The organism is Microvirga sp. P5_D2, assembly GCF_054049475.1.
Genome location: NZ_JBFUMH010000204.1, coordinates 15,001 through 18,132, shown reverse-complemented (window position 1 = coordinate 18,132; position 3,132 = coordinate 15,001). Strand labels below are relative to the sequence as shown.

Below are 3,132 nucleotides of genomic sequence, written 5' to 3'. Positions count from 1 at the left end.
GCCTGGGCCCGCGGTACCCCTATAAGGAGAGTGGGGGCTGGAATGTCCCGGGTAATGAGACGCCAGATGGGCTGCTGAAGGTCGGCTGTGGGTCAATCTGAGCCATTCAGCGAGGCCGTGACAAGGTCCGCTCTCTGGCTGATTCGTGACGTTGGTTGTTTCTGGCAGTCGGGTCGGACCTGCGGATGAGCCGATGCGATCGCGGCGGACAAAACTCTCTCTGCCGCGCTTGCGTCCCATACGCTTCCCAATCCGGTTTTCTGGGAAGCAAAACCAAGCCCGATCCGCAGATAAGTGTTTGATAAAGCTTTGCGACCGCGCTGGAAATCGAACCTAGGACCCTCTGATTAAAAGTCAGAAGTTCTTCGGATTTCGTGGCGGACCGAGCCAGGTCCACCGCAGCTGGTGCAAAGGTATCATGGCTTAACAGAGCAGACCTCCAAGGATCTTTTCCGCGACCCACCTCATTGGGAGATCAGACAAGGATACAGGGTGAACGCGATGAGCCTCACCGGCGCAGTGAGGAAATGGCTGGGCGCACTCATCCGCATGCTGGGCATCGCGGCTCGGCCCGTGCAGGAGGCGCAAGGCGAAAGAGGCGTGGTCATCCAGCCCTACCGCGGATACGGATCCCGCTCCGAGGTCTTTCTGATCGGTCGGGTGTTCCGGCAATCGAGCCCGCACTCAGAGACGGGACGAGGAGACCTCCTGACTAACTTACGCGATATCGGTCGGCGCATTGCCCGCCGCGCGATCCCCAATGCCATCGTGACAGCCCGGTTCTATGGAGCGGAGGAAACCGTCACCACCGACCAAGACGGCTACTTTCGGATCCATCTCTCCCCTTCCCTGCCGCCACCGCTCGACCGTTCATGGCACACCATGGATCTGACCCTGCCGCAGCCCCATGCGGTTCAGGCGCAAGCTCAGATCTTCATCCCACTGGCCAGCTGCCGGTATGTGGTCATCAGCGACATCGATGACACGGTCATGTACACCGGTGTCGCCAACAAGCTCAGGATGCTCTGGCGCCTGTTCGTCGAAGACGCGCAGAGCCGGGTGGCTTTTCCCGGGGTCGGGGCCTTGTACCGGGCCCTGCACGGCGGCGTCTCCGGGGATCAGCAGAACCCCATGCTCTATGTCTCACGCGCACCGTGGGGCATCTACGAGGTGCTGGAGGAGTTCTTCGACCGACATGGCATCCCAGTTGGCCCGATCCTGTTCCTGCGGGAATGGGGTGTCTCCTGGACAAGCCCTCTGCCTCGTAAGGCTGAGGACCACAAGCGCGAGCTGATCCACAACATGCTGGCGCTCTACGGCGATCTGCCCTTCGTTCTCATCGGCGACAGCGGTCAGCATGATCCTGAGATCTATCGTCAGATTGTCGCGGAGCATCCCGGACGGGTGCTGGCAGTCTACATCCGCAACGTCTCCCGGGATCCTGAGAGGATCGGAGAGATTGAGGACCTCGCCAAGGTGGTGGCGGGCGCGGGCAGCAGTCTGGTGCTGGCGGCCGACAGTGTGGTGATCGCAGAGCACGCCGTGAGCCTTCGGCTCGTTCCCCCAGAGACTGTCTCCGAAGTCCGAAACGAGAGAACAGCTACCGGTCAGACTGAGCGTGAGCCGCCGACCTACGGCATTCAGAAGTCTACTCCGACGAGGACGGCAGAGGCCGTAGCGCAGGGTGACTTGCACGATCTGATTGAGCCAGGATCCGAGCCGATGCCACCCAATGTGATCGTCGAGCCGAAGACACGTGAGCAGCCCAAGGAATCGTGATGGGATGTGAGTGTCTGCCGGCTCAGGATGCCGCCCTTCAGGCGATTGGAACCTTAGCCGTTCTTGGCAGTCATCCTTATGCAATGCTCTAACCTAGACCGGAACAACGCTGGAGGCTGATCAATGCGCAGAGCCATCTCATCCGTGATTGCACTGCTCGGCGGCATCATCCTTGCCGCCCCTGCGGTCGCCGAGGTGTCGATCGTGGTCGACAAGACGACCCAGCGCATGACCGTGTTCATTAACGGGCAGCAACGCTACTCCTGGCCGGTATCGACGGGCACTGCCGATTACTCTACGCCGGTCGGGACATTCATGCCGTCACGGCTGGCCAGGGTGCATTACTCAAGGGAATGGGATAACGCGCCCATGCCGCATTCGATCTTCTTCACCGATGCGGGCCATGCCATCCATGGCAGCCGTGCCATGTCCCGCCTCGGGACCCCAGCTTCGCATGGCTGCGTACGGCTGGCGCCCAGGCATGCAAGCATTCTGTTTGACCTCGTCATGGTGGAAGGGCCTGGGAACACGCGGGTCGAGATCACCGGGATGGATCCGATCGGCACAGAATTGGCAAGCGGGTCTGATGCGGGACGTGACTACAGCCGCCTGACCAGCTTCGACCCGCTGACGGTTGGGATCATGGCCGGCGGTAGCCTGCGTCGCTCTCAATCGGAAATCAGCAGCCATCCGTGAGGCGGCCGGCCCACTGAACAACAGGCCGGCGATGCCGAGCGGGTGCCACACGCCAGAACGGCGGGTACCTGTCCCGCGAGCTCCGGCTGAGGATCTTCGCGAGCATGACCCAAGCCCCTCACCTTCTGTTAACCCTGCTTCACAACAGCTCCCGAAGACCGGGAGCCTCGATTGGCTGGAGGGGTTTGCTCTGCAATCAGGTTTTCGAGGATGATCCAATGATCAGAAATGCTCTCCGCCTCACGGGTCTTGTTACCCTGTTGACGCCTGCGGCATGGCAGCCTGCCGGGGCCGCCAGTTTCGACTGCTCCAAAGCCGAGGCTGCTGACGAGAAGGCAGTATGTGCCGATCGGCAGCTGAACGACGGGGATGTCGAGATGGCAACCCTCTACACCCAGCTCAAGCCATTGCTTGGCATGGGCGCCCGCGGTGACATGGAGGACGAGCAGGCTGGCTGGCTCAAGCGGCGGGCGTCCTGTGGAGCCGACCGGGCCTGTTTAAGTAACGCCTATCAGGAGCGCATCCAGCAGCTCAGAGGCGGCTTCGAGGCTCTCTCAAAGCGCGGTCCTTTCTGAATGCTATTACCGGGGAACGCCCTGGCGAAATTGTGCTCATCACGGTCCCGTCACACTCGGCCAGCACGATGTCGATCGCTGC

General features: G+C 61.4%; 3 protein-coding genes. All 3 read left to right on the top strand.

Annotation, left to right across the window (positions count from 1 at the left end; all coding sequences use genetic code 11):
• Positions 1-501: 501 nt before the first annotated feature.
• The 3 genes from ACXJKO_RS27940 to ACXJKO_RS27930 all read left to right on the top strand — a co-directional run bounded on the left by ACXJKO_RS27940 (position 502) and on the right by ACXJKO_RS27930 (position 3,050).
• Positions 502-1,779, top strand: coding sequence for an App1 family protein (locus tag ACXJKO_RS27940; RefSeq protein ID WP_457094302.1), 1,278 nt, complete (start codon positions 502-504; stop codon positions 1,777-1,779).
• 123 nt (positions 1,780-1,902) lie between these two features.
• Entirely contained in the window at positions 1,903-2,475 is a 573-nt protein-coding gene (locus ACXJKO_RS27935) for a L,D-transpeptidase (protein ID WP_457094301.1), read from the top strand.
• Positions 2,476-2,693: 218 nt separating this feature from the next.
• The gene (locus ACXJKO_RS27930) at positions 2,694-3,050 is read left to right on the top strand and encodes a lysozyme inhibitor LprI family protein (RefSeq protein ID WP_457094300.1); all 357 of its coding nucleotides are present in this window, start codon (positions 2,694-2,696) and stop codon (positions 3,048-3,050) included.
• Positions 3,051-3,132 lie beyond the last annotated feature (82 nt).